Source organism: Diaphorobacter sp. J5-51 (genome assembly GCF_001023515.1).
GTDB lineage: Bacteria > Pseudomonadota > Gammaproteobacteria > Burkholderiales > Burkholderiaceae_C > Diaphorobacter > Diaphorobacter nitroreducens.
Genome location: NZ_JSYI01000110.1, coordinates 1 through 894, shown reverse-complemented (window position 1 = coordinate 894; position 894 = coordinate 1). Strand labels below are relative to the sequence as shown.

Sequence of the window (894 nt, the reverse complement as noted above, 5' to 3'; positions counted from 1 at the left end):
ACCATGCTCAACGAACAGACCTTGAACCAACTGCGCGCCCTGCGCCTGGACGGCATGGTGGCCGCCCTCAGCGACGCGGCCACCCACATCACGGCCAGCGAGCTGCCCTTTGAACAACGCCTGGCGCTGCTGGTGCAGCGCGAGGTGGACTGGCGTGACAGCAAGCGCCTGGAGCGCCTGTTGAAGGCGGCCCGCCTGAAGGTCTCCAGTGCCTGCCTGGAGGACATCGACTGGCGCGCCAGCCGGGGCCTGAGCCGAGAGGTCATCACCAGCCTGGCCGGCGGGGACTGGCTGCGCCATGGCCACAACGTGCTGCTCACCGGCGCCACCGGGTGCGGCAAGACGTGGCTCGCCTGCGCACTGGGGCAGCAGGCCGCGCGCCTGGGCTTCTCGGTGCTCTACACCCGCGCGCCACGGCTGCTGCAGGAGCTGCACGTGGCCCACGGCGATGGCAGCCTGGGCAAACGGCTGGCGCAACTGGCGCGGCTGGACCTGCTCATCCTGGACGACTTCGGCATCGCGCCGATTGCCGCGCACGAGCGAAACGACCTGCTGGAATTGCTGGACGACCGGGTGGGCACGCGCTCGACGCTCATCACCAGCCAGTTGCCGGTGACGGCCTGGCACGCCTGGCTGGACGAGCCCACGCTGGCCGACGCCATCTTGGACCGCATCGTGCACGGCTCGCACAAGATAGCCCTCAAGGGCGAGTCGATGCGCAAGCTCACCAAGGCCGTCTGAGCCGGCCGCGCCGACCGCCATTCCACGCTGATGGCGGACACTTCGGCTACGATTTGAGCGTCACTCAGGACACCCGCGCAACGTGTCCGCCATCGCCTGGAACGCTGTCCGCGATGGGAATGGAATCACTGTCCGCCATCAGTGGAATGCGCA

The 894-nt window shown here is 68.5% G+C and carries 1 protein-coding gene; it reads left to right on the top strand.

What is annotated here, in order from left to right; genetic code table 11:
- Positions 1 to 3: 3 nt before the first annotated feature.
- On the top strand, positions 4 to 741 hold the full coding sequence (gene istB / locus OX89_RS14065; protein ID WP_011805003.1) for an IS21-like element helper ATPase IstB: 738 nt from the start codon (positions 4 to 6) through the stop codon (positions 739 to 741).
- The last annotated feature ends 153 nt before the right edge of the window (positions 742 to 894 follow it).